The 269-nt window shown below is 37.2% G+C and carries 1 protein-coding gene; it reads right to left on the bottom strand.

Features of this window, described 5'->3' with window-relative positions; all coding sequences use genetic code 11:
• Positions 1 to 269, bottom strand: a 269-nt coding sequence (locus tag AOA62_RS32305) for a hypothetical protein (RefSeq protein WP_218244219.1), incomplete at both ends; no start/stop codon positions are given.

Here is a 269-nt window from a genome sequence, read left to right as displayed (position 1 = left end):
CTTTAGGTAGTATGGAAATCGTTCCATCCGTCCAAGAATTCTCACTTGATTCATTATTGATGGAAAAATAATAGTACCGTCTAATACCCTTTTTTGTCGGAACCGTTAAGCAAATATTTCTTAGGGAATTAATCTGCTTTCTGTTTACCACGGCGAAAAATAAGGACCAAATTGCATCGGATGCTGCAAATACAGCTTTAACAGGTTTTTGATTGGCCAATAGTTGATCTCGGGGTTCAAAACGATCAATCTCTGAATTGTTTGAACCA

Source organism: Pseudomonas sp. 2995-3 (assembly GCF_002742565.1).
Lineage (GTDB): Bacteria > Pseudomonadota > Gammaproteobacteria > Pseudomonadales > Pseudomonadaceae > Aquipseudomonas > Aquipseudomonas edaphica.
This window is presented reverse-complemented; position numbering and strand designations above follow the sequence as displayed.